Below are 9167 nucleotides of genomic sequence, written 5' to 3'. Positions count from 1 at the left end.
GGCGCAGCCGCGATATAGCCGTAGGAGGCGAACTGGTCGGCGATCGCGCGCACATCCTTGTCCACGCCGTGCACGGCCGACGCCAGCACAATGGCCGGCACCTTGCGCTCGCTGTCCGGCGTCACGACATAGCAATCGAATTCGCCGCCGCCGCCGGAACGAACCTTGATGTCCTTGCGCACCATCGCTTGTCTCCTTTGTTCTCGGGCCGTCGCGGAAGTGTGGAAGTGTCCGCCGCGTTCCCTGCAGGCGTCAAGCGAACGGTGTACGATTTGTCATCCCGTCCGCTTGGAGGAGCCCGCCGATGGAAGTCCGCCGTCTGGGAGAGCAAATAGGTGCCGAGATCACTGGCGTCGACGTGAAACGGCTCGACGCGGCCGGGTTCGAGCGGATCTATCGCGCCTGGCTCGACTACAACGTCATCGCGGTGCGCGACCAGGCGCTCGACATGCCGGATTTCATCGCCTACAGCCGGCGTTTCGGCGAGGTGTGCCCGCATCCGTCCAAGAGCACGCGCCACCCCGAGCACCCGGAGATCACCATGCTCGGGGTCGGCAAGTTCCGGCCCGACGGCTCGCTCGACAAGAGCATCTACCTGCGCGGGGCCGAGGGCTTCCATACCGACGGCGCCTACGATGCCGTGCCTTTCAAGGCAACCCAGCTCTACGCGATCGCCATTCCGAGCCAGGGCGGGGATACGCACTTCGCCAGCATGTACGCGGCGCACGAGGCGTTGCCCCAGCGCCTGCGCGAGCGCCTCGAAGGCCGCCGCGGCGCCTATGTCTACGGCGGGCGCAAGCGCAAGAACGCGCTCCTGAACGAGGAAGACCGGCACGATAAGCCGGTGCTCCATACCGTGCTGGGCACGCATCCCGAAACCGGCCGCCCGGTGCTCTACTTCGACCCGGGCAAGATTCTCTACATCGAGGGCCTGCCCTTGGATGAAAGCGACGCCCTGATCGATGAGCTGGCCGGTTACATGGTGCAACCACAGGGCCACTACCGGCACCGCTGGCGCAAGGGCGACATCGTGATCTGGGACAATCGCTGCTCCTATCACAAGGCGGCCGGCGACTATCCCCCGCACGAAGACCGCATCCACTGGCGCACCTCGATCAAGGAGCACGCGCACGCCGCGTCCCCCGCCTGATCGTTTCGGGGGGTCAGGTCTTGCTTGTTGCACCTCATGCCGCTATCGGCTCTTAGGTTGCAACAAGCAAGACCTGACCCCAAGGCAGGTCCGGTTTGTGGACGCGATCGCGTGTGTTAGGATTCCTTTGAGTCGCTAAGGCGCCGCGAGCGCCGTCTTCCGATAAGGCGTGAGATCCCGCCACCCGGCGATCCTCCGCCCGGCCCACGGAGCTTCGTGACCGATCGCTCGGTCGCGGCCGCCCGAGCCGTGGCCACACCAGGTTATCGGAAATTGCCAAGCAGGCGGGCAAAGCAGCGGATGCTCGGCTCTTCGCTGCGCACGGTATTGCATGATTCTACTGACCATCGCGCATCACGCGTCCGCGGCCGCCCCAGGCGCCGCGGACGCTGCGCCCGGAGCCCTACCTTGATCATGTCGCTCATGAAGCACAAGAAGCTGCTGTTGCGGGTCCTCGCGGCCGCCTCCATCGTCGCCGTCGGAACTCTGGCCTGGTACACGATCCATGCGCCGGAGCGAGCGCGCAATCCGCTTGCGGTTTCGATGGAAAGCGACTCGGCATCGTACTTCGCAGCCGAGCGCGACTTGACCGCGCTGGCGCAGGATGCCCGCAGCGGCGCCGCCGCCGGCATCGGGCTTTCCGCCGAATACGTGCTGGTGAGCCGGCACGACGGCACCCGCTACTATGTGCGCACCGATGCGCAGCGCGCGCTCGTGACCGAGCTGCTCAAGGGCGACCTCGGCGCCCACGCGCCGGAGATCTTCGCCCTCGGTTCGGTCCAGCCGCCCGGTCCGCCGCTCACCACCTTCGCGCGCAAGATCGATCCGGCCTGGCTCTCGCTGCTGCTGCCGCTCGCCTTCATCGGCATGCTGCTCTACATGAACCCGGGGCGCGGCGCCGGCGGCTTCAAGACGGCCTCGCGTCCCGGCACGCGCTTCTGCGACGTGATCGGCGTCGACGAGGCCAAGGAAGCGCTGCAGGACATCGTCGCCTATCTGCGCAACCCCGCCAAGTTCGCCCAGCTCGGCGCCAAGCCCCCCAAGGGTGTCGTGCTGGAAGGTCACTTCGGCTGTGGCAAAACGCTGCTCGCTCGCGCCGTGGCCGGTGAAGCCGGCGTGCCTTTCATCGCCCTTTCAGGCAGCGATTTCACCGACATGTTTCTCGGCGTCGGCGTGCGCCGGGTGAAGAAGCTTTTCGCCGCTGCACGGGCTCAGGCGCCGTGCGTGGTCTTCATCGACGAGATCGACGGGCTGGGCAAGCGCTCGGGCGGCGCCTCGGCGGGCGAAACCGAGAACAACCGCATCATCAATGCGATCCTGGTGGAGCTCGACGGCTTCACGCCAAGCTCGGGCATCGTCGTCCTGGGCGCGACCAACAACGTGGCCAACCTCGATCCGGCGCTGATCCGCGCCGGCCGGTTCGACCGCACCTGCCATCTCGGGCTGCCGGACGTGGACGAGCGCGAGGCGCTGTTCGCGCTGCACGCGAAGGCGCTGCGTACTGCGGGGGAGCTGGATTTCCGCCAGCTGGCGCGCATCTCGAGCGGCCTGCCGCCGGCTGCCATCGCCAACGTCGTCAACGCCGCGGGCCTCATGGCCGCCAAGGAAGGCGCCGAGGCGGTGACCCGGACGCACCTGCAGCGCATGCTGGAGCAGCATCTCATGGGCGGCTCCAGCGAGGCCGGCCGTGCCGCACTCGATGCCGGCGAGCGCAATCGCATCGCGGTGCACGAAGCCGGGCACGCGATCCTCGCCAAGCTGCTCGATGTCGGCATGGTGGAAAAGGTGAGCATCCTCAAGCGCGGCCGGGCACTCGGCGTGACGCTGGTGACCAACGACCAGGACGTCAGCCTGCAGAGCGAGCCGGAGATGCGCGCGCGCATGGCGATGCTGCTCGGCGGTCGCGGCGCGGAAATGCTGGTACTCGGGACAGTGTCGACCGGCGCCGCCAACGACCTGGAGCGCGTCTCCAACATGGCCTACCGCATGGTGACCGAGTTCGGTTTCGGCAAGCGGCTAGGTCCCTTCAGCTACGCGGGAATCCCCGAACGCGACCGGCCGCTCGCCACCAGCCAGGAAGCGATCGGCGAAGCACGCGATCTCATCAAGGATCTCGAACAGGAATGCGCGGCGCTGCTGCGCGTCCACCGCCATGCGCTCGATCTGCTCACCGCGCAACTGCTCGAGCACGAGACGGTCAGCGGCGAGGTCGTGACGGCTTGCGTCGCATCGAACGATCTGGCCGTCGCGGCGTAGCGAGGTCGAGACCACCCCCGTCCGCGACATTGTCGCGCCCCGGCCCCTCCTTGTCTGAAGGGGAATGACTATCGCTTCCCTTCGCCCCTCGTAGCGAAGCGGAGGCGCGTCGCGCATTCAGCTCCCTGACATATTTCAGTTGCCGCTGCGGCGCCCGCAAAGTATGTTTGCGGCTCAAAACGAAATCAGGGAGCCAACGTGCATTCCGATTCCGCGGCCACCACGGCCGAGCTCCAGGAACCGCCGCACCGGTCCCTGGTTGCCGAAGCCAAATTGCGCCCGCCGCACGAGGCGGCCGAGCTGTTCGCCGGGCACCCGGCCAACGTGGTTGCAGCGGCACTCATGGCGCTCAATCCCGGATTCGCCCAGGACATCCTGGAAGCGCTGCCGGCAGAAACCGTCGCTGCCGTAACCGACTGGGTTTCGCCCGAGCTCGCCCGGCAATGGCAGCGTAATGGCGCCTATTCGCAAGACAGCATCGGGCGGCTCATGGAGCCCGCCTACGCCATGTTCCGCCCCGGCATGACGGTGGGCGAGACGATCGAGCGGCTGCGCGCGCTGGTCAAGGTCGCATTCGTGACCTACGTCTACGTCGTCGACGACCAGGGCAGGCTTTGCGGGCTCGTCACCATGCGCGACCTCCTGTTCGCCGACGAAAGCATGCGGCTGGAAAGCGTGAGCGTGACGCTGCGCAACGTCTTCACGCTCTCGCCCGAAACCACGCTCAACGATGCGATGAAGCAGGTGCTGGATCGACACTATCCGGTCTATCCGGTGTGCGATGCGCACGGAACGCTGCTCGGGCTCGTGCGCGGGCAGGCGATGTTCGAGGAGCAGGCGATCGAGATCACGGCCCAGGTCGGCACGACCTTCGGGGTGGAGAAGGAGGAACGGCTCACCACGCCGATCGGGCAAAGCTTCAAGTACCGCCATCCCTGGCTGCAGTTGAACCTGCTGACTGCGTTCGCCGCCGGGGCGGTGGTGGCGCTGTTCCAGGAGACGGTCGATCGCCTGGTGATCCTGGCGCTGTTCCTGCCGATACTGGCCGGCCAATCGGGCAATACTGGCTGCCAGGCGCTCGCCGTCACCTTGCGCGGCATGACGCTCGGCGAGGTCGCAAGCGGCAAGGGCAGTGTGCTGGTCTGGAAGGAAGCCTGGCTCGGTTTTTACAACGGCTCGCTGACGGGGCTGGTGGCGGGGATCGGCATGTTCGCCGTAGCGCTCTACCAGGAGAACCCGAATGCGTTGCTGCTCGCGATCGTGGTGTGGTTGGCGCTGGTCGGCGCCTGCGTCGTGAGCGGGATCTGCGGGGCGCTGATTCCGATGACGCTCAAGCGCTTCGGGCTCGATCCGGCGACCGCTTCCAGCATCTTTCTTACCACGGCGACCGATGTCGTGAGCATGGGGATGCTGCTGGGGCTGGCCGCGTTCCTCGTTCGTTGAGAACGCCCGCGTCATTCCGGCGCAAGCGGAAATTCGAATCGTAGTACTTGAAGTCCCGCCTGTTCGGGTCCCGCGTGCTCGAGGCCGCGCCTGTTCGACGTCCCGCCTTCGATTCGGCCCCGTGCAGAGCTGCCGCCTCGTATCTTCGTCAGCGCTCGAAGCTCACCGGCTGGTCGCCGTCGTGCCGGCCGGAGGCGAAGATCGAGCGCACGTTGGGCCGCTCCCACACGATCTCGAGCAGGTTCTCGTCCGGATCGTAGAAATAGACGCTCTTCTGGCTGGTGTGATCCACCGCCCGGTAGATCGGCACGCCCGCATCCTGCAGCGCGAAGTAGGCCTGCTTCAAGTCTTCCTCGGTCTCGACCGCGAAGGCGATGTGGCGTACGCCGAGGCCCACGCGCTTGCCCAGCTCGGACTTGGGCTGGGAATATTCCTCCGGGTTGGTGCTCTGAAAAATATCCAGCGTATTGCCGTAATCGCCGATGGAAAGAAATAGCCCCCCGTGGTCGGGATCCTGCTCGAGCACGGTGAAGCCGAGGACCTTGGTGTAGAACGCCTTGGAGCGTTCGACATCGCGAACATTGATGAGGATGTGGCCCAAGCGCTGCAGCTTGATCATGTCGTCTCCTCCATTTGCCTCTCGCCGCAATCAGCGGCGCGCGCCTACGCTGCACGATCGGATCGCGTCGTCGCTCCCAGCCGTGGGCGGAAGCGACCTCCCGCGAACGCGGGAGCCCAGGCGGATGCTCCTGACCTCCGGACCTGCTGGATTCCCGCTTTCACGGGAATGACGCCGCTAGCTCTCTCTACGAGCTGCACGATAGCATCGAACACCCCGCCTTGCTACGGGCCCAGTCGGCGCGGCGCGCGGCAAAGCGTTCGCACCCCGGCTGGTCGTCGTATGGACGGCGCATGACGTCCAGCAGCTCGTGGATGCGCCCGTAGTCGCCCTGCTCGGCCAGGTCGATCGCCTCCTGCGCCAGGTAGTTGCGCAGCACGTAGCGCGGATTGGCGGCGTGCATTTGCGCCCGGCGCTCGGCGGCTGAGCGGGCGTCGCGCCGCACCCGCGCTGCGTAGTTCCGCAGCCAGTCGACGAGCGGCTGCGCGACGGCGTCGCGCTTGGCGTCGTCGTAGAACGCTGGCGCGAATCCGTCCAGACTGGGCGCATCGAGCTTTGCATCGCTGAGCCCGCGGAAGAACAGCGTCATGTCGATCTCGCCGCGCTCGAGCAGCTCGTAGAGCGCGTTCATCGACTCGAGATCCTCGTCGGTGCATTCGGCGAGCCCCAGCTTGGCCGCGATGTTGCCACGTTCCTCCTCGACATAGGTGTCGACGAAGCGTTGCAGCCCGGCGTACAGAGGGTCGTGCGAGCCGAACACTGTTGCCAGCGCGTTCGCCAACCGGCCGAGATTCCAGTACGCGATCTGCGGCTGCTGGCCGAAGCGATAGCGCCGCCGTTCGGCATCGGTGGTGTTGGGCGTCCAGTCGCGATCGAAATTGTCCACCCAGCCGTAGGGCCCGTAGTCGATCGTCAGGCCGAGGATCGACATGTTGTCGGTGTTCATCACGCCGTGCACGAAGCCCACGCGCATCCAGTGCGCGACCATGCGTGCGGTGCGCTCGCACACCTCGGCGAACCACGTGCCGCGCACCGCCTCGTCCGCCGGACTGCCGCCGGCGGCCAGCAGATGCGCGAAGTACTGCGCGATCGTGAAATCGATCAGGCGGTTGAGCAGCGCGCGGTCGTTGCGGGCAGCGGGCAGCTCGAAATTGCCGAAGCGGATGAACGATGGCGCGACCCGGCACACGATCGCGCCCGGCTCGGGACGCGGATTGCCATCGTAGAACATGTCGCGGATCACGTCCTCGCCGGTCCCGACCAGGCTCAGCGCGCGCGTGGTCGGCACGCCGAGGTGATGCATCGCCTCGCTGCACAGGAATTCGCGAATCGACGAGCGCAGCACCGCGCGCCCGTCCGCCGTGCGCGAGTACGCGGTTCGGCCGGCGCCCTTGAGCTGCATCTCGTAGCGCCCGCCGTCCGGCGCGATCATCTCGCCGAGCGTGATCGCGCGCCCGTCGCCCAGTTGGCCTGCCCACTGACCGAACTGGTGTCCGCCATAGCTGGCGGCATAGGGCTGCATGCCTGCGAGCAGGGCGTTGCCGCCGAAGACGTCGGCGAACGCCTGCGAGGCGATGGACTCATCCGGGAACCCGAGCAGCGAGGCGACCTCGGGTGAGTACGCGATCAGTCGCGGTGCGGCAACGCGGGTCGGATCGACCGGCGAATACAGGGCGCCGTGCACCTGGCGCGGGCGCGGCTCGCTGGAGGCATCGCCGGGCAGCTCGCGCACGAACGCATTGTCGAAGCGCGGCCGCGGCATCGCGGGCAGCGTCACCGTAGTCACGTCGCGCTGCGCAGAGCGTGCTTCGTCGGCGATAGAAGTATTCATGGGAAGCCGTAATGTCGGGAATCAGCGAGTTGCCCAGCATAGCGCACCCGGCCCATCGCAAGGCGCGCTCGGAGCCGGTTACGTCGCAAGCAAGGTGCCCCGTTTCCGGTTAGGCTGACAAACAAACGTGATTGCGCCGTCCCTTCCGGCAAATTCAATCGCCTCCCCTGGATTCCCGTCCCACGATAGGGACACTCGGGGGCCGGCTGCACGGGATGACGTCGTTCAGAACATCCCTCAGCTCGCCAGCAGCGGCGAAACGCCCTCGATCAGCCAGCGGGCCAGGGCGGCGATGCGCGCATCCTCGTGCTGCTGTCCCATCAGTTGCGCGCCGACCGGCATGCCGGCCACGCTCATGAGCGGCATCGTCAGCGCCGGCGCGAACAGCATCGAGCTGGGCATATTGAAGACCGAATCGCCGGTCGGCCGCGGCGCGAGCGGCTGACCCGGAATATCGCCGGACCATAGCGGCGCGGGCCCCGGACACGACAGCAGGATCGCCGCGTCCGCAAGCGGGCCGATCGCCGCGTGGCGCTGCTGCCCGATCGCCCGCTCCACCAGCAACTGCCGGTAGTCGTTCGGCGTCATGGCTTCGGCACTGGCGAGCGTGGCCTTGAGACGGGCGCTCGCGCCGTCGGGAGACTGGTCCACCAGGTTACGTATTGCCCAGCGGTTCTCCCAGGCGGTGATCTCGTTGCCGATCCGGCGCGCATCGCCGATCGCGCGCTCGAGCGCCTCGATGGCGGGATCGTCGCCGCGGCGCAAAACTTCGACGTTCGCATGGCGCAGCCGCTCGATCAACGTCTCGAAGGCCGAACGCGTGCCGGTCTCGATCTCAGGCCAGCCTTCGGTCTCCAGCACGACGAGCCGCTGCGGTTTGACGGCTGCGGGCGGGCTTGGCGGCCCGTACAGGCCGGGATAGCCGCGGTCGCCGCCGGCGCGCGACGTGATCTCGATGGCGACCTGCCACACGTCCTCGATGCAGCCGGCATGCACGCCGTGCGAGCTCATGCTGGTGGCCTGGCGCTCGCCGCGGTTAATCGCGCCCTGCGTGGGCTTGAGCGCCACGTTGCCGCAATAGGCCGCCGGCCGGATGATGGAGCCGCCGACCTGCGTGCCGATGGCGGCGGGCACCATGCGCGCAGCAACCGCGGCGGCCGACCCGGACGACGAGCCGCCGGGCGTGCGCGCCGGGTCGAACGGATTGGTGGTCGGGCCCGGCTGCGAGCCGCCCAACTCCGCCGTCACGGTCTTGCCGACGATCACGGCGCCGGCCGCCCGCAATGCCCAGACCGCGGCATTGTCCCGCTTCGGGAAATTGCCGCGATAGGCGTCGCAGCCCATCTCGGTCGGCATGTCCTTCGTTTCCAGCAGGTCCTTGATCGCAATCGGCAGGCCATCGATCGGCGACAAGGGCTTGCCTGCTTTCCAGCGAGCGGTGCTCGCATCGGCCGCGGCGCGAGCGCCTGCCTCGTTCAACGTGACGAAGGCCTTGACGACCGGCTCGCGCGCCGCGATCGTTTCGAGGCAGCGTTCCAGGTACGCACGCGGCGTATCGAGCGCCTCGCGCAGTCGAGGCAGCGAATCGTGCCAAGTGAGTGCCTTGAATTCGCGTGGATCATAGCCGCCGGTGTGCCTGCTCATGTCATCTCTCCTCCGCCATGCGTGCTGCACTATCGCGCACATTTTCCCCTCCTGGCAAGGAGCGGCTGAAGGCGGCAACGTCGCGGAGGCGGTGGTCGCCCGCGATCGAGAACCACACCCCTTGCAGGGCGCGCATCGGCATGCAGGCCGATGCCGTTCGGCCGGCGCGGACCATGCTCCGCGAATTCCCGGCCTCACCCCCGGCGCTGCGCGCCACCCCTCCT

General features: G+C 67.2%; 7 protein-coding genes. 3 read left to right on the top strand and 4 right to left on the bottom strand.

What is annotated here, in order from left to right:
* Positions 1-185: hypothetical protein (locus tag GEV05_29015; protein ID MPZ47332.1), on the bottom strand; the 185-nt coding region annotated here is incomplete at its 3' end.
* Positions 186-304: 119 nt separating this feature from the next.
* Here GEV05_29015 and GEV05_29010 point away from each other — a divergent pair.
* The 3 genes from GEV05_29010 to GEV05_29000 all read left to right on the top strand — a co-directional run bounded on the left by GEV05_29010 (position 305) and on the right by GEV05_29000 (position 4849).
* Positions 305-1150, top strand: coding sequence for a TauD/TfdA family dioxygenase (locus tag GEV05_29010; GenBank protein MPZ47331.1), 846 nt, complete (start codon positions 305-307; stop codon positions 1148-1150).
* A 216-nt stretch (positions 1151-1366) separates the two neighbouring features.
* Complete coding sequence (locus tag GEV05_29005; GenBank protein ID MPZ47330.1) at positions 1367-3406, top strand: AAA family ATPase; 2040 nt, start codon at positions 1367-1369, stop codon at positions 3404-3406.
* 342 nt (positions 3407-3748) lie between these two features.
* Positions 3749-4849: a CBS domain-containing protein gene (locus tag GEV05_29000; protein MPZ47329.1), complete on the top strand. Its 1101-nt coding sequence runs from the start codon at positions 3749-3751 to the stop codon at positions 4847-4849.
* 148 nt (positions 4850-4997) lie between these two features.
* On the opposite strand, the gene GEV05_28995 is transcribed toward GEV05_29000, so the two are convergent.
* The 3 genes from GEV05_28995 to GEV05_28985 form a co-directional block, all read right to left on the bottom strand.
* A complete protein-coding gene (locus tag GEV05_28995; protein ID MPZ47328.1) occupies positions 4998-5468 on the bottom strand; it encodes a hypothetical protein in 471 nt (156 codons plus the stop codon).
* Between the two features lie 187 nt (positions 5469-5655).
* The gene (locus GEV05_28990) at positions 5656-7230 is read right to left on the bottom strand and encodes a YdiU family protein (GenBank protein ID MPZ47327.1); all 1575 of its coding nucleotides are present in this window, start codon (positions 7228-7230) and stop codon (positions 5656-5658) included.
* 306 nt (positions 7231-7536) lie between these two features.
* Positions 7537-8943 (bottom strand): amidase, encoded by a 1407-nt coding sequence (locus tag GEV05_28985; GenBank protein ID MPZ47326.1) that lies wholly within the window; start codon positions 8941-8943, stop codon positions 7537-7539.
* Positions 8944-9167: the final 224 nt, after the last annotated feature.

It is taken from the genome of Betaproteobacteria bacterium (assembly GCA_009377585.1).
Taxonomy (GTDB): Bacteria; Pseudomonadota; Gammaproteobacteria; order Burkholderiales; family WYBJ01; genus WYBJ01.
Note: the sequence above shows the minus strand (reverse complement) of the source record. Positions and strands in the feature narration are given on the sequence as shown.

Excerpts from the sequence above, each read along its gene's own strand:
- GEV05_29010 (MPZ47331.1), top strand. The coding sequence starts at position 305 with ATGGAAGTCCGCCGTCTGGGAGAGCAAATAGGTGCCGAGATCACTGGC.
- GEV05_28995 (MPZ47328.1), bottom strand. The coding sequence starts at position 5,468 with ATGATCAAGCTGCAGCGCTTGGGCCACATCCTCATCAATGTTCGCGAT.
- GEV05_29000 (MPZ47329.1), top strand. The coding sequence starts at position 3,749 with ATGGCGCTCAATCCCGGATTCGCCCAGGACATCCTGGAAGCGCTGCCG.
- GEV05_28985 (MPZ47326.1), bottom strand. The coding sequence starts at position 8,943 with ATGAGCAGGCACACCGGCGGCTATGATCCACGCGAATTCAAGGCACTC.
- GEV05_28990 (MPZ47327.1), bottom strand. The coding sequence starts at position 7,230 with ATGCCGCGGCCGCGCTTCGACAATGCGTTCGTGCGCGAGCTGCCCGGC.